Source organism: Ensifer sp. BR816, from assembly GCF_000378985.1.
Lineage (GTDB): Bacteria > Pseudomonadota > Alphaproteobacteria > Rhizobiales > Rhizobiaceae > Sinorhizobium.
The window spans coordinates 4,550,181-4,568,611 of the sequence record NZ_KB905370.1; the positions used below are offsets into that span (position 1 = coordinate 4,550,181).

The window sequence follows — 18,431 nt, forward strand, 5'->3', positions numbered from 1 at the left end:
GACGCCGCTTTCCCGGGTCGGGCGCAGTCAGCTTCCCTCTGTCCGTGGCTGAATGCCGGCTGCGGTCAGCACGGCGTTTCGGGTGTTCTTCTCGGGCAGCAACTCGGCGAGCAGCTCGGAAAAATCCATGCGGCCGCGTCTGACCAGTGTTTCGATGGCGAGCGAAATCGGCGAATGCGGCTCGCTCTTGCGGAAGTAGCGCGCGACCGTGAGGAGCAGTTCGAATGCCTCCTCGCGCGACGCTATGCCGTTGCGGCGATGGGCCCCGACGACGATCGGCCGCTGTTCGAGGGCCGGCACAGCGGCCTCCTCCATGGCGGGAGCCGCATCGGCCGCTTCGATTGCGGCCAGGGTGCGGATCGCCGCGGCGGCTTCCAGAAGCACGTTGCGGGTGTTGGAGCTCGGCGGTGCTGCGTCGCCCAAACGCTCGTCGAGCAGCGCGGTCAGCCCATCGAAATCGGCGATGCATTGCTCGAGATCGGCAAGATAGGCCGCCATGGCTTCGCGGCCGGCGCGGTCGACGGCTTCCTGCAATTCCTCGCGCCGCTCGCTTTCGCCGCTGCGCAAGCTGAGCTGGAAATCCCAAAGCGAAAACTGTCCGAATTTGCCGCCCGGAACGAGCGGGACGAGCCGCAGCGCCTGGATGATCGTGCCCTCGCTGCCGATGCCGTTGAGGCCGGCCAGCGGCGCAAAGCGTTCCTCCGGCTCGTCGCCGATCGAATGCAGCCGCTCCCAATGGTTGCGCATGAGCGCGGCCGTCGCCGCATAGATTTCGCCAAGCCCATGGAAGCCGTGCAAGCGTAATTGCGACTCTGCCAGCCATGCCAATACTTCGAGATCCTTGCTCATCGAAGAAAGGATCTGCATCCCGAGGTTGCTGACATCAACCCAAGCTGGCGAAAGGCCAAGCTTTTCCCCTGGCACAATACCTCGTTCAGCCGCTCGTGCTGCGTTTCGAGCATCCTTAATTCTAAAGTATATTTCCTTTCCGACAGCACTAACGCGGAGATTTTCTCCGCATGGTCGATTTTCTTCTAGTGCTGCGGCAATGTTTCGGTTCGCCACCGATACCAACCCTCTCGAATTTGAATGAGGAAATATAGAATTGCACATTGATGACGGCAATATGTCTTGTCAACCGTGTCCGATATATGACGAATTTATGAAAGACAGATAGATTGTAGGGGTTTTGCTGATTTTTTTACATTCTGTCTGGACAACTCCAGGCAATCGCCGTAGTTGTCCTGCCCGCATCTCATGGTTGCTCTGATGCTTGACGGGAATGCAGGACTTCTGGATGTCGCACATCGATCTCAACCGTCTGATCAGGACCCTCGAGCCGAGCTTGCGCATTGGCCTCGAGGCGGCTGCCTCCCTGGCGGCGCGCCGGCAGCACGCAACCGTTGATATATCTCACTGGTTGCGCTCCCTGCTGGATCTTGGCGACACCGTGACGGTCTTCGGGAAAGTGGGGCTGTCCGCCGGGGCGTTGCGCCAGGAACTGGACGCAGCGATCGACGACGTCCATCGCGATGGTTCGGCGGCGTTGTCGCTCTCGCCGAACCTGCTGACGCTCGCCCGCGAAGCCTGGCTCGTCGCTTCGTTGCAATACGGCCGCCCAAGCGTCGGTGTCGGTGATCTTCTTGCGGCACTTCACGGCGAGCAGTCGCTGCGAATCGTCGTACGCGCCATCGTGCCGTCGCTGCGTGACCTCGACGTGAAAGCCCTGGATGCGCTGCTGGTCGCCGACGAGGTGGCGGCGGACGACATGCCGGCCGGCTCCCCGGTTGCCCAGGCGGCCGGCTCGGCTGGAGAGGACGAATTCCTGCGCCTCTACACGCACGACATGACGGCGGATGCGGCGAACGGCCGGATCGATCCGGTGATCGGCCGGGACAGCGAGCTGCGGCAGGTGATCGACATCCTGATGCGGCGGCGCCAGAACAATCCGATCCTCGTCGGCGAAGCGGGCGTCGGAAAGACGGCGATCGCCGAGGCGCTGGCGCTGGAGATTGCCGCCGGCAACGTGCCGGAGAGGCTGCGCGACGTCCGCCTGCTCCTGCTCGATCTCACTTTGCTGCAGGCCGGAGCCGGCGTGAAGGGGGAGTTCGAACGGCGCCTGCACGGCGTCGTCGATGCGGTGAAAAGATCGGCGCAGCCGATCATCCTGTTTATCGACGAGGCGCATGGGCTGATCGGGGCGGGCGGAGCGGCCGGCCAGGGCGACGCCGCCAATATCCTGAAGCCTGCCTTGGCGCGCGGCGAATTGCGCACCATCGCCGCCACGACATGGAGCGAATACAAGCGCCATGTCGAGAAGGACACGGCACTCACCCGGCGGTTTCAGGTCGTCCAGGTGCATGAACCGGACGAGGAAACCGCCATCCGGATGCTGCGCGGGGTGGCCGGGACCTTCGCCGCCCATCACAGGGTTCGCATCCGCGACGAGGCGCTTGCCGCGGCGGTCCGGCTGTCGGCCCGCTTTCTTCCGTCCAGACAATTGCCGGACAAGGCGATCAGCCTGATCGACACAGCCGCCGCCGCCGTCTCGCTTGCCCGCCAGACCACGCCGGAAGCGTTGAAGGCGCTGAAGAACGAAGAGGAGCTGATCGGCCACGAAGCAGCCTGGCTCGAAAAGGAACCGCGGACGCCGGAAATCGCCGCGCGGCTCCATCGCATCGCTGAAGAGCGGCGCCGCATCGGCGAGGAGATCACCGCGCAGGAGGCGCGTTACTCCGAGGAATTGCGGCTGCTCGGCGAAGTCGACCGGCTCGAGGCCGCCTTCTCCGGCGAGCCCGCGCCGGCCGGGCAGGCCGTGAACGGGGAGCCGGGCGGCTCCCCGACTAGCTCCAATGTCGCGCAATTGCCTGTGGAGCAATCGCCCGAGAACGCCCGCAAGGCCTTTGCCCAGGCGGAGGCGAGGCTCGCGGCGCTGACCGGCGAGACGCCGCTCGTGCCGCGGATTGTCGACCGCGACGTGGTGGCGAGCGTCGTCTCCCGCTGGACCGGCATACCGGTCGGCAAGCTGCTGTCGGATCAGGTGGAAACGGTCAAGACGCTGGAGGACCGGCTGAAGGAGCGGGTGATCGGCCAGGACCTCGCCATCGGGCGCATCGCCTCGACCATGCGGGCGGCGCGGGCAGGGCTATCCGACCCGCGCAAGCCGCCGGCCGTCTTCCTGCTGGTAGGCATGTCGGGCACCGGCAAGACCGAAACGGCGCTGTCGCTCGCCGACATCCTCTACGGCGGCAGCCAGCACCTGACGACCCTCAACATGTCGGAGTTCAAGGAGGAGCACAAGGTTTCCATGCTGCTCGGTTCTCCGCCCGGTTATGTCGGTTACGGCGAGGGCGGCGTTCTGACCGAGGCGGTCCGGCGGCGGCCCTATGGCGTGCTGCTGCTCGACGAGATCGACAAGGCGCATCCGGGCGTCCAGGAGATCTTCTACCAGGTATTCGACAAGGGAACGCTGCGCGACGGCGAAGGCCGCGACATCGACTTCAAGAACACGACGATCTTCATGACCGCCAACACCGGTTCGGAACTGCTGGCGGCGCTCTCGGCCGATCCCGAAACGATGCCGGAGGGCGAAGCGCTCGAAACCCTGCTGCTGCCGGAACTCGGGAAACAGTTCAAGCCCGCCTTCCTCGGCCGCACGACCATCCTTCCCTTCATGCCGCTTGGCGGCGAGGCGCTATCGGGCATCGTCGACATCCAGATCGGCCGCATTCGCGATCGGCTGGCGGCAGCCTATGGCACGACGGCGTCGCTCTCCTTCGAAGCACGTAACGCGCTCGTCTCGCGCGCCAGGTCCTCCGACATGGGGGCGCGCGCCATCGAGGTGATGATCGCCCGCGACCTGCTGCCGGTCCTTTCGACCTTCTTCCTCGATCTGATCGCCGGCAAGCGCAAGGTGGCGCATGTCGAGATCGGCTTCGATGGAGCGCATTTCACCGTCTCGGCCGCCGATGCCGGCCAGGCGGAACCAGAATTCGCCCCGTCCCGGAGAGGAGGAGCGAATGAAGCAGCCCCGGACGTTGATCGCCCGGCAGCGGCGAAAACCCGGAAGGCAACCGCGCCCTGAAGCGACAGGGCAAACGCAATCCCAACAGGAGAGTCAAGCATGCCGATTTACCTGCAGATCGACGGTATTCAGGGCGATGCCACCCACGAGCAGCACCGCAAGTGGATGGACATCGAAGCGATCCACTGGAACGTTTCGCGCAACATGAACACCTCCGCCGGCTCTGCCGCCAACCGCGAGGCTTCCGAGCCGACGGTTTCGGAAGTGATCCTGACGAAGGTCAGCGATTCCTCATCGACGAAGCTGTTCCAGGAGGCTTGCTCCGGCCGCACCGGCAAGCGCGCCGTCATCCACCTGGTGACGACCGGCAATCCGGGCGACACCTATATCGAGTACTCGCTGACCAACACGCTGATCGCCAGCTACTCGATCGATTCCAACGGCGACCGCCCGGTCGAGACGATCAAGCTCAACTTCACCAAGCTCGAAGTGAAGTACACGCCGTATGACGACAACCACTCGCCGCAGTCGCCGATGATCGCTTCCTACGATCTGGCGACCACCAAGGCCGCCTGATCGCAAGCCTCGGCCGTCGGCGCGACATTCGCGCCGGCGGCATCCTTTGTCATTTCGATGAGGCGTTCATGTCTCCAACACACCGTCCAGCGATCCGTTGTGCAGTCCGCCTGCTTTCGGGCGGCTGCGCCGTCGCCGCCATGATGCTTTCGACGTCCGCCTTGGCCGGCGACGAGGCGCGAAATTGGATTTTCAGCGGTGCGGAACTGAAAGCGGCACTCGAAGGCAGGCTGGCGCCTGAGGCGTCGAACGAGGAGACCCGACGGATGCTTTCGAGCGCGCGCGGCAACGCTTACGTCGCCGGCATCGCCGACGCCACCAGCGGAACGCGATGGTGCGGAGCAGGAACGGTCCTCCCGCATGAACTCACCGACCGAATCCATACCTATCTCGGCGATCTGCCGCCCGCGCGGCTCGACGAGAACGCCGCGACGCTGGTGGGCGAGGCGCTGGCGCAGTCGTTTCCGTGCGGTTCGCAAGCCGTCGTCACGGGATCGCGGAACACTATCCGCAGTTTGGACAAGGGAGATGAACGTGTCGTCCGCAACTGATCGTTTGAATAACACTCTTGTGGAATTGCCCAAATACAAGTCCCAATGGCAGTCGAACGTCGCCAACCCCTATGTGCGGGCCTATGACCTCGCCTTGCAAAATTTCCAGCGGACGCTGAAGGCACAGGAAGCGCGCGACAAAATGACGGCGGAGCTGTTCGTGTTCGCGGCTTCCGTGTTGACCGGCAGCGTCATGATGGCCGCTTTCGCGACAGCCTCCTTGCGGGTGCTGGCGGGTCGCGCGGCGCTCCGCGTGATCTGCAACAACAATCTCAATCGCACTTTCGACCTGATGCATGCGGCTGCCAGCAGCAAGACGGTGATGTTTGCACTCGGCGGCATCCTGGATGAGGCCAAGAAGCTCGCCGGCAAGCAGGTCACCAGCGCTGCGGAAAAACTGACCAGCAGCGCCCCCATTGCGTCCGCGCCGACCGCCATCAATTTCATGACGCAGATCGAGGACTTCATAAATATCAATCACATCTGCGTGCATGATTTCACCGCCGGCGTGCGTGACGACAGGTCGATCTCCGAGGCCGACAAGCTGAAGCTTGCCGAACTGGTCGGCAAGACGCCCTTCGCCAATCCGCCCGCCGCCCGGCGCGTCGATGAATCGAGGCTGTCCCAGAAAATGGAACTGCTCTTCTACATGAGCGCCGTCATGGATTCGGATCAGCTCGTGACATTCGTACCGCCGACCGGCGGCAGCGTGCCGGGCACCGCCCGGGAACTCGTGCTCGCCAGGAAGCCCATTGCGCAAATGCCCTCGGCGGCTGACTATCCTCGAGAAACCGCGCCCCGGCTGACCGGCAAGCTGCTGCAGCCCTTCGAGCCGGGCACGCGCATCGAATATTCCAATATCGGGTCCGCGGTCAGGGAGCGCATCGACACGCTCAGCCGTCTTTTCGGCGGCTCGCCGTTTTACCCGCAGCAGAACTTTGCCGAGAAGATCCTGATCGACCCGACGGGCCGCGACCAATTGGTGAAAGCCGAGCAGATCATCAATCGCCTTTCCGCCGATGCGCGCCCCAAGCAACTGACCGACGTCCGGATGATCTAGGACGGGGCGGATGACGTTGATTGCTCGTTTCTCAAAGTCTCTCGGATCGAACGGCCGCCTTCGCCGGCTGATACTGCCGGTCTTGGCGTGTGTCGTGACCGGATGCGCTCCCGTGGTTGCGGGTGCATCGAGCTCGATAGACAAATCTCTCGTTCAGATCGAGGAGGTGAGCCTGCGTCTCTCCGGTACGCCCGCGGCGCTCGAGATTGTCGCGAAGGCCGTCGCCGAGCGGGGAAATGCCGATGTCTCGCAGGCTGAACCCCTGCTCGAAACTGCGGCTCGCTCCGCCTTCGACGCAGAAAGCATGGGCGCCGCGATAATGGAGAATGTCGGAGAGGCCGATGGCGGGTCCGTCGATCCCGAGGCCTTCGCCAGGGCGGCCGCGGCCTTCGAAGAGGGCCGCGGAAAGATCGCGCGGATCCATGAAGCGCAGGACCAGACTGCGGCAAAGGAAATCGAATCGCGTCTTGCCGATCCGGAGAATGGCGCCCGTATCCGTGAGCTGACCGATCTGATGGCGGCGCCGGAGCTTGCCGTCGAGACCGCCTTCACGTCGCAGCTGATATATGCCGCCATGGAGGCGTTCTCCGACCCGAGCGCCGCGGAATTGGCGTCCTCTTCCGAAACGCCGCATGTCATTGCATCGCTGCGGTCCAGAAACGAGAACGAAAAGCCGGTTGCCAAGGAAGTGGCGCGCCTGGAAGAACAAGGGCGGCTCAGTTTTGTCCTGGCGACGTTATCTTCCGAAGATCTGTCGGTCCTGTTGGATTTCTATCGAAGTTCTGGCGGAAAAGCCAAGCGCCAGGCGCTTGTCGACAGTTACGTGCAAGTGTCCGATGAGGCCAATACCAAAATGCTGCAAGTGTATTTCTCTGCGCTGGCGGATTATCTCGAAACGCATCCTCGGCCGCAACAGCAGTGACCGACCGCTTCCATGACAGGACTTGATGATATGGACGATCTTCAATCCTTTGCCGCTGATTTCATCCAGGCAAGCCGCATCCTGAAGGTTTCCTCGCCGCTCGGCGAGGACCAGCTGCTGCCGGAGCGTGTTGAGATCGAAGAGGCCGTGTCGAAGCTCTTCGAGATCCGCCTGTCGGTGCGCGCCAAGCGTGAGGCGGTGAAGCCGGACGAACTGATCGGCCGGCTCGTCGACCTGTCGATCGAGGTGCAGCAGGGCGAGGAAGACGACGGCGGCGTCCGCCGTCCGTTCAACGGGCTCGTCACCGAGCTCAACGAAGGCCCACCCGTCAGCCGCGGTTTGCGCGCCTATTCGCTGGTGCTGCGGCCGCAGATGTGGCTCCTGTCGCGCCGCTCCGACTGCCGCATCTGGATGGACAAGACCGCGGTCGACATCGTAGAGACGCTGTTTTCCGAGCATGGCATTCCCGCCCCGGACGTCTCCGGCATCGTCTCGCGGCCGCCGCCGCAGCACTATTCGGTGCAGTGGAACGAGACCGATCTCGACTATCTCCTGCGCCGCTTCGAGGAGGACGGGCTCTATTTCTGGTTCAGCCATGAGCAGGGCAGCCATCGGCTGAACGTCGCCGACAGCGCCATCTCCTGGGCGAAGCCGTCCGCCTCGGCGCAAGGCGAGGGCCGGGTGCGGCTGGCCCAGGGCTCGTCCGACCGCAACCACATCAACGACTGGTCGCGGCGCTTTTCCTATGTGCCCGGCCAGCGCGCCGGCGCCGACTGGAACTTCGAGACACCGCGCATGGTGCCGGGCAATGCGACGCCGTCGCTGGTGCAGATGCCCGATGCGATGAAGCGCGAGCTTTACGAATATCCCTCGCGGATATCGACCGTCGCCGAGGCCGAGCGGGCGCAGAAGCTCAGGATGCAGGCGAGCGAGGCCGACCACGACCGCGTCTCCGGCCGCTCCACCTCGCGCGTCATCGAGGTCGGCCGCCGCTTCACCCCCTACGAGGTCGCCCATCCGGAGCACGCCTACGAGGAGCATGTGATCGTCTCGATGCGCCAGACGGTGGTCGACCGCTCCTATGAGACGAATTCCAACGACCCGGAATATTCGAACACATTCGAGGCGGTGCCGGCGCGCGTGCCGATGACGCCGCACCGGCAGACGAAGCGGCCGCGCATCGAAGGCACGCAAGTTGCGATCGTCGCCGGCCCGCCGGGCGAGGAGATCCACCCGGACAAATACGGCCGCATCAAGCTGTGGTTCCCCTGGGACCGCAAGGCCAAGAAGGACGGCTCCGACACATGCTGGGTGCGGGTGGCGCAAAGCTGGGGCGGCGGCACCTGGGGGGCGCAGGTGATCCCGCGCATCGGCATGGAGGTGATGGTCGCCTTCGTCGACGGCGACCCGGACCGGCCGCTGGTCACCGGCGTCGTGCCGAACCCGGCCAATCCGGTGCCCTATGACCTGCCGGCCAACAAGACCCGCATGGTGCTGCGCTCGAACACGCACAAGGGCCAAGGCTTCAACGAGATCACCTTCGAGGATGAGGCGGGCAAGGAGAACCAGTTCTTCCACGCCCAGAAGGACCAGACGACGCGGGTGTTGAACGACCGCACCAAGCGCATCGACCGGCACGAGGTCGCCTCGATCGGCGCCAACCGCGCCGTCGAGGTCGGCGGCAACCAGAAGCACGAGATCGGCGGATCGATGAACACGGTGGTGGGCGGTACGGGCGGGAACGCGCTTCAGACGCTTATGGGGGTCGCGGGCCTGGCGGGGCAAACCGCCAATCTCTTGCAGCAAGCCGGTGCAGTTGCCGGTGGTGGTGGGCCTGCGTTGGCATCTTTCGGCATAACGCTGGCCCAATCCGCCCTTGGGTTCCTTTCCGGAGGTGGCCTGAAGTCCCGCGACGGCGTCGTGGCCGGCGCTAATCCCCGCAGCGACGCAGGTACCAATCTCGCAGCCTCGGGGACTGGCATGGGGGAGGCTGCCGGCGCCTTTTTCCCCATGTCCGGCATCATGAACACGATCGTGCAATCCTTCCAATCGACCAGCGTTGGGGTCGCTCAGGTCGAGCAGATCGGCATGAGCAAGATCACCAATGTCGGCCAGACAGAGATGTCCAATATCGGCAAGTTCAAGAAGACCATCGTCGGTGAGGAATTCGTCATCGAATGCGGCGCGTCTAAGTTCATCATGCGCAAGGATGGAACTGTCATCATCCTTGGGACCAACTTCAATTTCACGGCATCCGGGCCGACGCAGATCAATGGGCGGGTGGTCGATCTGAATAAACCCGGGGGAGGTCTCGCGGAGGCCTCGCCGACCTCATCGGATAATACGGCCAAGGGTTGATCGATCGATGTCCGTCGACAACCGAACGCCGTTTCCAGCAATTGCCTTTCGACAATTCAATCTCGCCGGCGATTTGCTCGGCGTTGTTGCGGCTCGTGGGACTTTCCTGCTGGCGTCAGGCGGGCCCTTGGTGCCCGCGAAGGCGCAGCATCCGCTGATTCTTTCCGACGTTTATGACGGCAATCCACACGAGGGGCCGCTGACGGCGCAATCCGACCTCGTCCCGTTCAAACCAGCTACGGACGTGACTTTTAACGGCGCGTCCTTTTCACCGGAACAGGCACCCCGGACGGACTGGACGTGTCGACTGCGCGTTGGGCCGGTCGAAAAGCGACTGAGGGTGACGGGGCCACGATCTTGGCGAGCTCGAACCCGCAAGACCCTGCGAGGCATTTTCGATCGCAATGCGGAAGATGTGTTGGATGGTTGGGAGTTAACGGAGGCGACTCCGGTCGCCTATGTTCCAATCGATTGGCGCCTCGCCTATGGGGGCCTGTTGCCCGGAAAGATCGGACCGAGTCCGGATGGACGATACCGCTTCAACTCGATCGGACGTGGGATCGTCGACAGCGAGAGGTACAGGGATAGTGCAGAATATCCTGCTCCGCAGATCGAAGACCCGGCAATGCCGGTCGGGTCCAACAATTTTGACGGGCGGCCTGAGGGTTTTGGTGCGATCGCCCCCTGGTGGGAGCAGCGGTATCAATATGCAGGCACGTATGGCGACGAATGGCTGGCAAAGCGGCATCCGCTGCTGCCGGGGGATTTCGACTTCCGCTACTGGCAGTGCGCGCATCCCGACCTCATCGCAGAGCCATGGCTAAATGGCGATGAAGAGTATGAGCTTGAGAATCTCGTTTTTGGTTATCCGCTTGTTCGCGGCACGCTGCCGAAGGTCAAGCTGCAGGTGACGATTGACCAGGGACGCGGTCCGGAAATCGCTCCGATGGTGCTCGACGGCGTGCATTTCGATTTTCGTCCGGGCATCGGGCGGGTCTATCTGACATGGCGCACGGGCTTTCCGTGGCCGCAGCGGATCGGCCAACCGCGCCTTGATTGCCTGTCTGAACTTCAGGAGGCCGTCTAATGGCGGAGGACGGCCTCGCTATCGAAATCGTCGGTGGAAGAACCTACCATTGGGATCAGATGCCGCCAGCAGTGCGCCAGGGCTTTGAGCGACTAACGGCACAGGGTGATGCCCTCATGAACGCCGGCGCTCGAGCGGGTGCTATCGAAAAGTGGAAAGAGGCCGACCGGCTCATCGCTCCGTACGAGAAGAAAAAGGGTCCGCTGCCAACAGCCCCAGTTCCCCACCCGCCTGAATTGATTCCCGATACGGCGGAAGCGCTGGCGGTCTTTACCTCACCCGATGTCGTCAAGGTCGGAGACAAGCCTGTCCCCTTCGCAGTTCACGGCAAGGGCAGCGACGACCAGAATTACTCTCCGGATGTTCGCTCCAATGGAAAGGTCATCAAACGCCACAACTCCCGGATGACTACCACCTACGGCGCCGAGCCGGGACATGCAGGTGTCAAGTCCGGCACGGAGGGAAAGGCGGTCGAGCCTGTTTCGTCCTCGCCGATCGTTCGCGCCAACGGCATACCGGTGCAACGCCACTCCGATACCTGCACGCTGAACAACGGCAACTGCCCGGGCGAATATGTGCATGTGAAATCGACGGAAATCAACAAGGCGCCGGATGGAAACGACGAAGGCGACAAGCGAGGCCAAGCCGAAAAGGGCTGGGACGGGTTCTATAACAATTCGAGTGAAGCGCAGGCGATCAATGCCGGGATCGAAAGGGCCGGAGAGTACGTCAAGGATCCTTCTCTCATTGGTCAGGATATCAAATCGGCCTACGAGGCGCTGCCAACAGGCGCTGAGGTAGTCGAGTTTGGCGAGAACGTTCTGACGGGAGCGGGCAATGCGGTGGAATACGCGTTGAACAATCCGGGCGAGGCAGCTACCGGTATCTGGAACCGTGGTGTCGACGGGCTGAGGGGTCTCTGGGGAGGCGTCACGAACGCTTACGACCAGGGAGGTGTTTCGCAGGCCGGCGGACACCTAGCCGCGGCAGTGTTGGGCGCAGTCAATCCTCTCAAGAAGGCAAAGTTGGCCGGTCGGGCAGCGGAAGGACTTGAGGACCTCGGCGATGCTGCGAAGACGGAGCGTCGCGCGAAGGAGGCGGTGGAAAGGGAAAGAAAAGCCGAAGAAAAAGGTGACGACGGAGCGAGAAGTACGAGAATACTAGACGTTCACTGCTTTGAGATTCCTGACAAATTGAAAGGTAAGACTGCTGAGTATAGACGTCAATTAGATGAACAAATGAAATACATAAATGAGAATATGACTGCAGACGATATGGCATACGCGCATTGGGTCTTGGAGAAAGCCGGAGGAACTGGGCCGTTGCGACAACCATATCTACAGCAGAAACATAGGGCTTGGTATAAATCGTATTTGCGGGAACAGGGCAAAACGGAGGCCGAGATCGCAGAAATGACTGGAGGTATGGCAGCCACCCACTTTTTGGACATGGTCGCCGGAGGAAATCCCGCAATATTTTCAACCGATGCAGCGGGTAATCCAGTGCTTGGCGACACCGAGGTCAATTCAGATGTTGGTAACCAGTGGACACAAAAAGGACGAGCTGCTTCACTTCGAGAAGAAGCCGAACAGATGCGCAAAGACGGTCGTGCCCGTGACAAAATGCGTGTAGTTCTCAAACCCTGCTGATAAGGAATGTTTGCCGTGCACGAGAATTTCGAGTACTTTCTGAAGACCTACTCACCCGTCTTCCCTGCTGACAAACCAAGCGAAAGCCAAATCGCACGTGTCGAGAAGATTCTGCCGGGTTCTTTGGCGGAATTCATCAGACGGTATGGTTTCGTTGGGTTTCATGGAGGCCTTTTCCAACTTTGTGATCCGGATGAATTTCGTTCTGTTCTCGCTTTGATATTCGGAGCAGATAGTGATTTTCACCACAGAGATTGCCATGTCGTAGGATATAGCGCGTTTGGCGTTCTACAATGTTGGTCTGATAAATACTTTAAATTTGAGATCGAGCTTCCTCTGGGTGTAGTGTACTGCCGAGCTTTAACCTTGCCGAGCTGGAAGCCTGCTGCATCCGCAGATCACATTGCTTCCGCTATTGTACCTGACCGCGAGGAAGCCGATTTTCTCGATGCTGATGGACGTCCAATGTACGATCGTTGCGTCGAAAGGTATGGGGCTCTTCAAAATGGGGAATGCTTCGGGTTTGTTCCGGCCCTTGCGATCTCGGGAGCATTTAGTCCCATGCAGCGAGTAGAGAGCATTCAGCGTATGCCGGCACTGGAGCATTTCTCAATTCTCGCGCAACTCGAGCAATTCCAGTTGGTTACCGTAACACCAACTGAGGTCGTGCCGGTTCGTCCAATCGGCTGACCGAACGGTGCGGGACGAAAAGCGGGGGCGGCGGCTTCGAAGGCGCCTTGCGCGCGAGAGTAGTGATCCTAGGAAATATCCCGATGCGATGAAGCGCGAGCTTTACGAATATCCCTCGCGGATATCGACCGTCGCCGAGGCCGAGCGGGCGCAGAAGCTCAGGATGCAGGCGAGCGAGGCCGACCACGACCGCGTCTCCGGCCGCTCCACCTCGCGCGTCATCGAGGGGGGCGATGAGACCGCAGATGTGGCCACCACTCCCCGCTCACCCATCCTCCAGCGTGAACACCGCGCAGGGCGCCGCAATGCCGCGGAGCTTGTGGTCGCCGAGCGGCAGCAGCGGGCTTGAGGTTTCCGCGGCGACGGCGCCGGAGATCAAGACCGAGCGGCCGAGCGGGCGGCACAGGCCCTCGAGGCGGCTGACGAGGTTGACGGCGGGGCCGATGGCGGTGAAGTCCAGCCGGTCGACGGCGCCGATATTGCCCCAGAGGACGTCGCCGAGATGCAGCGCCGTGCCGAAGGGGAGCGGCGGCAGGCCCTCTGCCTGGCGCGCGGCGTCGAGATGGGCCATGCCGGCGCGGGCGGCGACGACGGCGCGAAGGGCCGCCTCGCAGGCCTCGGCCGCCGGACCGGTCACCGGGAAGATCGCCAGCACGCCGTCGCCGATGAATTTCAGCACCTCGCCGCGGAAGGCGTGGATCGCGCCGGCGACGCGGTCGAACCAGGCATCGAGGGCGGCGATCATCGCCTCCGGCTCGGTGACCTCGGAAAGGGTGGTGAAGTTGCGCAGATCGGCATAGAGCAGCGCGGCGCGGATCGTCTCTCCGGTGCCCCGTGTCAGCGCGCCCGCCTTGACCCGGGCGGCACTGCGCCGGCCGAGATAGGCCTCGAGCAATGCGGAAAGCGCCGCCCGCTCGGCGAGCGCAGCCAGGGGTGCCGCGGCAAAGCGCGCCGCCTGGCGCAGCCTCACGACCTCGGCAGGGGCGAAGGCGCGTGTGCCGGCCCAGCCGAGCCTCGCTTCGTTCCGTGCCGCTGCGATCGTGTCCTCCAGCACCGGGCCAAGCCCGGAAAGCCAGTCGCGTCCGGCCTGGCTCACCGGGCCGCCGGCAAAGCCGAGAGCCTCGATCACTGCGCCGGTCTCCGCCCGCCACAGCCAGGTGCGGCGGGCGATGATTGGATGCGGCACCGCCAGCGTCAGGGCGCCGCCGGCCAGGGGAAGGCCGTTGGCCAGCAGGCGGCTTGCGAGCTCGGCCAGGAACCGGTCAGGGCCGGGCGAGGCGCCGGCCTCGTCCACCAGCCAGGCAAGGGGTGCGGGCAGATCCATGCGGCGATCTTACCGCCACCGCCCGTCGCCTGTCATCCGCGTGGCAGCATTAATCCTGCCGCCGAGATCGATGGAGCTGGAATATCATCCGTGAATTCAAATCCTTGCAGAGGCGATTGCGCGTCTTCCCGGGCGCACGGCGCCGTTGTGGTGGCGCAGACGGCCGCGCGGGGCTATCATGGGGCAGGTACGGATGCGTGCCGTCCACCGCAACCATGGGGAGTCCGATGCAAGAGTCCCTCGTCGTCCGCCGCGAGACGCATATCCCGGCGCCGCCCGCCGCGGTGTTCGCGCTCTTGACCGATCCCGAGAAGATCCTGCGCTGGATGGGCACGGAAGCGGAGGTCGAGCCGGAGCCCGACGGGCTCTATCTGGTCAATGTCACCGGGGCTCGCTTCGCGCGCGGCTCGTTCCGCGAGGTCGTGCCGGTGCATCGGCTCGCCTACAGCTTTGGCTGGGACGGCAGCGAGATCGTACCGCCGGGATCGAGCCTGGTGGAGATCGATCTGATCGAGCAGTCGGACGGGACGCTGCTGCGGCTGACCCATACCGGCCTGCCCAATGCCGAGCAATGCGCCGGCCACGCAGAAGGCTGGGCTCACTATCTCGGCCGGCTGGCCGAGGCGGCGGCAGGCCGCGATCCGGGTCCCGACCCCTGGCACGGCCGAACCGGCAGCGACTGAGCCGGCGCCCGATACGATCTCCTCCTTCTCGCGTCCGGCAATTCATTTTAAGTTGACAACGATAGTCTTCTTTTGCAGTTAGCGGTGCGGATCCTGCCGACGGCAGAGACATCACGTCAAATGCAGCCGCTCCCGTCACATTTGTTTGATCGAGGAATCCGTCCTTGCCCGAATTGCTGAAGCGTTTCGCCGCCTACTATCGCCCGCATCGAAAGTTGTTCGTGCTGGACTTCGGTTACCGGATGAACGTCGAGCGCATGAACGGCCGGCCGCTGGTGCTGCACCACCTTTAGCCGGCTCGACCGCGAAGGCGAGGGACGGGTTCAGAGCCATCCGGCTTTCCGGAAGCGATAGTAGAGAAAGGAACACAAGACGCCGATCGTTGCGAGCACCACGAAATAGCCGTAGCGCGTTTGCAGTTCCGGCATGTTCGAAAAATTCATGCCGTAGATCCCGGCAATTGCCGTCGGAACGGCAAGGATGGCCGCCCAGGCCGCCAGTTGACGGGTGATCGTGCCCTGCCGCTGCTGCTCCAGCAGGTTGCTGGCCTCGAACACCGAGGTGATGACCTCGCGCAGACCGCTGACCACGGCCTCGACGCGACGGACATGGTCGAGCACGTCGCGGAAATAGGGCTTGGCGTGATCATCGATGCACGGCAGCTCCAGGTTCGCCAGCCTGCCGACCACCTCCGACATCGGGCCGAGGATGCGCTGAAACAGGATGACCTGGCGACGCAGGCGGAAAATCCGGCGGATCTGATCGCGTTCGAGGAACGCGATCAGCATGTGCTTTTCCATCGCCAGCACCCGGTCCTCGATCGTCTGGACGACCGGAAGATACCCATCGACGATGAAGTCGATGATCGCATGCAGCACGTAATCCGGCCCCTTCTGCATCAATTGCGGCGATGCCTCCAGCTGGGCGCGAAGCTCGGTGTGCGCACGCGCCGAGCCCTGTCTTACCGAGATGATGTGGTTTCGGCCGACGAACAGGGCCGTCTGGCCGTAGAGGATCTTGTCGCCTTCGAGATGCGCGGTCTTGGCAACCACGAACAATTGCTCGCCGTAGATGTCGACCTTCGGCAATTGGTGCGGGTTGAGCGCATCCTCGACGGCGAGCTGGTGAAGCCCGTATGCCTGCTGCAGCGCCGCCATCTCTTCCGCTGTCGGAGCAGACAGCCCGATCCAGGCAAACTCGTTTTCCTGGAAGGAGATCGAAGTGGAGGAAAGCGGCAGGTCTTCCGCACGCTTTCCATCCCGGTACATGAACGAGGCGACGACTGTCATAAAATTCCTTCTTTCCCGGCGGGCCGGCATGGCCGCTATGACATTGCTTCTGCCATAGCGCGTGAGTCGACCGAAATCGCCGGTAACATAGATGAGCTTGCTTATGAGTTCGACTGGCGTCTATGTCACGATGATGGCAGGATGGGCGCGTTCCGCGTCGTGGTGTTGACGGGAAATCTGTCCACGCTGATCGCGTGCCTTGAAATTGGCGTTCTCCTCTTGATGCTAAGGCCACCCGAGGTCTGACGGTTGTTGCGATTCCGCCGAACCAGACAACCGGGTTCGCTGATTACCATGAGCAGAAGAGATCGTTTCCTGTGATCCACACGCCTTACCGCATGCACAGCTATCGCGAAGCGCGATGCCCCGCCTCAAGGGAAATCAGAGGCGGGCGGTCTGAATGAACGGTCGTCACGTCCACCCCATGAAACGCCGTCCGCTGACCGCGGCGCTGCGTCGCCTCGCCAGCATCGCCCTGCTTGGCGCATCCTTGTCGGGGTGTGTCGGCATGGATATGGCCGGGCTTTCGAAGGAGCCGCCGACCCTTTCCAGGAAGACAATGGCCGAATTGTCGAAGAAGGGCATGCGCTCCGAGAGCCCGGTTCTGGTCCGCATCTTCAAGCAGGAAAGCGAACTCGAAGTCTGGAAGGTCGACAAGACCGGTTCCTACGCGCTTTTCAAGACCTATCCGATGTGCCGCTGGTCCGGCAAGCTCGGCCCGAAGACAAAGTCGGGGGACCGGCAGGCACCGGAGGGTTTCTATCACGTCTCTGCCAACATGCTGAACCCGAACTCGCAATATTACGTGTCGTTCAACCTCGGCTATCCAAACCGGCTGGAATCCGCGCGCGGCTACACGGGCGAGGCATTGATGGTGCACGGCGCATGCTCGTCGGCCGGATGTTATGCGATGACCGACCAGCAGGTCGGCGAAATATATGCACTCGTCCAGAAGGCACTTTCCGGGGGGCAGCAGAGCTTTCAGGTTCAGGCCTATCCGTTCCGCATGACTGCCAAGAACATGGCCCTGCATCGCGGTGATGAAAACTTTCCGTTCTGGCGAACCTTGAAGGAAGGATACGACGCCTTCCGGCTGACCAAACGGCAGCCGAAGGTTTCCGCCTGTGGCGGGCGCTATGTCTTCAACGCCGAGTTCGCGGGCGGCGAACCCGTGGACCCGCTGGCCGCATGTCCGCCGCTGACCAATGCCGATGCAGATCTGATGGCGAAGATGCAGGCGGAAAGGGAGAAGGTCGACTCGGCCGTTGCCGGGGCCAAGGCCGTACCGATCACGGCCTATGTCGATGGCGGCATGCACCCGAGCTTCCGGGCGCGCCTGAAGAAGGATGGCGCTGAAAAGCTGGCGGCAGGTGTTTCCCGCACGAAATACCCCGTCAGCCGCCCCGATGCGGCGCTCGCCGACCCGTTCAAAGGGTCGATACAGTGATCATGAATTTTTCCTCGCGCTTGAAGTCAACAGGACGTGCGCTGCGCGGCGGGACTCTCGAATTTGCTCAGCAGGTGAAAATGGACAAGGACCACATGACGCGCCGGATTCTGGTGTTGGGCGGCCTGGCTTTGCTGGCCTCCGGATGTCATTCGTTGCGGCCCCTGGGAGGGTTTGTGGGAGGAACGCAGACGCCTATGGCCGGCACGCGGATCGACCCGCGCTACCGAAGGCAGGAAGTCGCCTATACAGGCAGCGAGGCGCCCGGGACGATCGTCGTCGATACGACGCAGCGATATCTCTACTACGTTGAAGGCGGCGGCTGGGCTATTCGCTACGGCATCGGGGTCGGGGAGGAAGGGCGCACGGTCAAGGGCCGGGCGACGATCGGCCGCAAGGCGGAATGGCCCTCCTGGAGACCGACCGAAGACATGATGCAGCGCAAGCCGCACCTTCGGCAATATGCCGGCGGTGTCACCGGCGGCCCCCACAATCCGCTTGGGGCAGCCGCCCTCTATCTTTACCGCGGCGGAGAAGACAGCATGTTCCGGCTGCACGGTACGAACGAGCCGTGGACTATCGGCCAGGCGGTGTCGAGCGGATGCGTTCGTCTGACGAACGAGGACATCGTCGATCTCTACAGCCGTACCCCTGTCGGTACGACCGTATTGATCATCTGATCGGGATCGTCGGAACGCCCACCCGGGCCGCTGCGACTACTCGTTGAATTAATGTCGATCTCCCCATTGCATCTCTAGTGGCTAGAGGTCT

Annotated in this window: 16 protein-coding genes and 1 pseudogene; 14 read left to right on the plus strand and 3 right to left on the minus strand. The window is 62.7% G+C overall.

Annotated elements, in window-relative coordinates; all coding sequences use genetic code 11:
- Positions 1-27: 27 nt before the first annotated feature.
- On the minus strand, positions 28-1,065 hold the full coding sequence (gene tssA / locus RHIBR816_RS0121790; protein ID WP_245262646.1) for a type VI secretion system protein TssA: 1,038 nt from the start codon (positions 1,063-1,065) through the stop codon (positions 28-30).
- A 232-nt stretch (positions 1,066-1,297) separates the two neighbouring features.
- Here tssA and tssH point away from each other — a divergent pair, with 232 nt between their 5' ends.
- The 10 genes and pseudogenes from tssH to RHIBR816_RS39065 form a co-directional block, all read left to right on the plus strand.
- Positions 1,298-4,084: a type VI secretion system ATPase TssH gene (gene tssH, locus RHIBR816_RS0121795; RefSeq protein WP_026187285.1), complete on the plus strand. Its 2,787-nt coding sequence runs from the start codon at positions 1,298-1,300 to the stop codon at positions 4,082-4,084.
- A 39-nt stretch (positions 4,085-4,123) separates the two neighbouring features.
- A complete protein-coding gene (locus RHIBR816_RS0121800) occupies positions 4,124-4,600 on the plus strand; it encodes a type VI secretion system tube protein Hcp (RefSeq protein ID WP_018238724.1) in 477 nt (158 codons plus the stop codon).
- Positions 4,601-4,668: 68 nt separating this feature from the next.
- A complete protein-coding gene (locus tag RHIBR816_RS34495) occupies positions 4,669-5,151 on the plus strand; it encodes a Rap1a/Tai family immunity protein (RefSeq protein WP_018238725.1) in 483 nt (160 codons plus the stop codon).
- Entirely contained in the window at positions 5,129-6,211 is a 1,083-nt protein-coding gene (locus RHIBR816_RS0121810; RefSeq protein WP_084811143.1) for a hypothetical protein, read from the plus strand. The genes RHIBR816_RS34495 and RHIBR816_RS0121810 overlap by 23 nt, the downstream gene beginning before the upstream one ends.
- 112 nt (positions 6,212-6,323) lie before the next feature.
- The gene (locus RHIBR816_RS0121815) at positions 6,324-7,133 is read left to right on the plus strand and encodes a hypothetical protein (protein ID WP_157628222.1); all 810 of its coding nucleotides are present in this window, start codon (positions 6,324-6,326) and stop codon (positions 7,131-7,133) included.
- A gap of 30 nt (positions 7,134-7,163) precedes the next feature.
- Positions 7,164-9,491 carry a type VI secretion system tip protein TssI/VgrG gene (gene tssI, locus RHIBR816_RS0121820; protein WP_018238728.1) on the plus strand — a complete coding sequence of 776 codons (2,328 nt, stop codon included), beginning with the start codon at positions 7,164-7,166 and terminating at the stop codon, positions 9,489-9,491.
- A 7-nt stretch (positions 9,492-9,498) separates the two neighbouring features.
- Complete coding sequence (locus RHIBR816_RS0121825; RefSeq protein ID WP_018238729.1) at positions 9,499-10,578, plus strand: DUF2169 domain-containing protein; 1,080 nt, start codon at positions 9,499-9,501, stop codon at positions 10,576-10,578.
- Positions 10,578-12,227 carry a PAAR-like domain-containing protein gene (locus RHIBR816_RS0121830; RefSeq protein ID WP_018238730.1) on the plus strand — a complete coding sequence of 550 codons (1,650 nt, stop codon included), beginning with the start codon at positions 10,578-10,580 and terminating at the stop codon, positions 12,225-12,227. The genes RHIBR816_RS0121825 and RHIBR816_RS0121830 overlap by 1 nt, the downstream gene beginning before the upstream one ends.
- A 15-nt stretch (positions 12,228-12,242) precedes the next feature.
- A complete protein-coding gene (locus RHIBR816_RS0121835; RefSeq protein ID WP_198294153.1) occupies positions 12,243-12,917 on the plus strand; it encodes a GAD-like domain-containing protein in 675 nt (224 codons plus the stop codon).
- Positions 12,918-12,924: 7 nt separating this feature from the next.
- Positions 12,925-13,149 (plus strand): annotated as a pseudogene (locus tag RHIBR816_RS39065) (contractile injection system protein, VgrG/Pvc8 family); the annotation flags it as partial.
- Between the two features lie 33 nt (positions 13,150-13,182).
- Here the strand turns inward: RHIBR816_RS39065 and RHIBR816_RS0121845 are convergent.
- Positions 13,183-14,241, minus strand: coding sequence for an adenylate/guanylate cyclase domain-containing protein (locus RHIBR816_RS0121845; protein ID WP_018238734.1), 1,059 nt, complete (start codon positions 14,239-14,241; stop codon positions 13,183-13,185).
- Positions 14,242-14,468: 227 nt separating this feature from the next.
- Between RHIBR816_RS0121845 and RHIBR816_RS0121850 the strand changes: the two genes are divergently transcribed.
- Together RHIBR816_RS0121850 and RHIBR816_RS38905 are read left to right on the plus strand one after the other, a co-directional pair.
- Entirely contained in the window at positions 14,469-14,924 is a 456-nt protein-coding gene (locus RHIBR816_RS0121850; protein ID WP_018238735.1) for an SRPBCC domain-containing protein, read from the plus strand.
- 164 nt (positions 14,925-15,088) lie between these two features.
- Positions 15,089-15,217 (plus strand): hypothetical protein, encoded by a 129-nt coding sequence (locus tag RHIBR816_RS38905; protein WP_018238736.1) that lies wholly within the window; start codon positions 15,089-15,091, stop codon positions 15,215-15,217.
- 30 nt (positions 15,218-15,247) lie between these two features.
- On the opposite strand, the gene RHIBR816_RS0121860 is transcribed toward RHIBR816_RS38905, so the two are convergent.
- A complete protein-coding gene (locus RHIBR816_RS0121860) occupies positions 15,248-16,213 on the minus strand; it encodes a magnesium and cobalt transport protein CorA (protein WP_018238737.1) in 966 nt (321 codons plus the stop codon).
- 400 nt (positions 16,214-16,613) lie between these two features.
- On the opposite strand from RHIBR816_RS0121860, the gene RHIBR816_RS0121865 reads away from it, so the two are divergent.
- Entirely contained in the window at positions 16,614-17,660 is a 1,047-nt protein-coding gene (locus RHIBR816_RS0121865) for a murein L,D-transpeptidase family protein (protein WP_052522701.1), read from the plus strand.
- Between the two features lie 80 nt (positions 17,661-17,740).
- Positions 17,741-18,340 (plus strand): L,D-transpeptidase, encoded by a 600-nt coding sequence (locus tag RHIBR816_RS0121870; RefSeq protein ID WP_026187287.1) that lies wholly within the window; start codon positions 17,741-17,743, stop codon positions 18,338-18,340.
- Positions 18,341-18,431: the final 91 nt, after the last annotated feature.